This window comes from Ornithinimicrobium cavernae, from assembly GCF_003121625.1.
GTDB classification, from domain to species: Bacteria; Actinomycetota; Actinomycetes; order Actinomycetales; family Dermatophilaceae; genus Ornithinicoccus; species Ornithinicoccus cavernae.
Window position 1 is genome coordinate 1 of record NZ_QDDJ01000047.1, and the last position, 711, is coordinate 711.

Sequence of the window (711 nt, forward strand, 5' to 3'; positions counted from 1 at the left end):
CGCAGGCAGCCGGGGGCGCGGCAGAACACGTCGGCGGCGATGATGTAGGCCCGCATCGCCGTGTCGAACCGGTAGGCGGTGGTGGACCGTTCGATGAGGGTCCCGGTGACCGGGTCGGTCAGCAACCGGTACAACGTCGACCCGGGTGTGAGCGCCACTGTCCGGATTTCCTCGGGGGTCAGGAACAGGCAGTGCTTGCCGATCACCTCACCCACCCCCACCTCACCGGCCTCACCGGAGGGCGGGCTTCCCGCTGGTGGTGCTGGCGGTGGGCGGTCCTCTCCCGTCGAACCGTCACGGTCGGGACGGTCTTGTCCTGTCGGACCCTCGGTGGCTCCTCGGGCCGTGCCGTCGGCTGCTGCTCCGGCGGTGTCTGCTCGGGCAGCGGATGCCGTGGTGGTGGCGCCGCAGGTGCAGGCACACGTGCAGGACGTGCCGCCTGTTGCGGGAGGAGCAGCACCCGAGGCCGTCGGGTTCCCGAACGTGGGGGCCCTCGTGGAAGCGAAGGCGGCGGGGATGGGGTTGCCCTGGGGATCGACCGCTCCGACCGGCCCGTGCGCCCCGTTTCCGGGGCCGGGGGTGGTGGTGTGGATGCCGGTGGTGCCGAGGAGGGTGTTGAGGGGGACGATGAGGTTGAGTTGGGCGGTGGGTAGGGCGTGCAGGATCTTGGTGAGCTGGGCGGACTGCTCGGTGGTGATCTGGTCGGGGTCT

General features: G+C 70.9%; 1 pseudogene. It reads right to left on the minus strand.

Annotated features, from left to right (window positions below):
- Positions 1 to 711: pseudogene (locus tag DA085_RS21240) on the minus strand (hypothetical protein); the annotation flags it as partial.